Here is a 231-nt window from a genome sequence, read left to right on the forward strand (position 1 = left end):
GCGTCGGTCTCCTTCAGGTCGCGGGCGCGGGTGGAGCACACGACCTCCGTCCCGCCGGAGGGGATGTTCACCCAGGAGGTGTCCGGCCGACGTGCCAGAGCCTCGGCGATGGGTACTGCGGCGTCCGGGGTGGTCCGGGCCCGGACGAACCACGACACCTCCCCGAGACGGTCGGGGTTGGTGAGCCCGCCGATGCGCACCCGGCCCGTGGCGCGCATGCGGGCGCACCGT

At 74.5% G+C, this 231-nt stretch carries 1 pseudogene; it reads right to left on the minus strand.

The annotated features are described in order from the left end of the window. A pseudogene (locus AC0I8G_RS26325) lies at nt 1-218 on the minus strand (AsnC family protein); the annotation flags it as partial. Nucleotides 219-231 lie beyond the last annotated feature (13 nt).

The sequence above is a fragment of the Kineococcus sp. AC630 genome, from assembly GCF_979255925.1.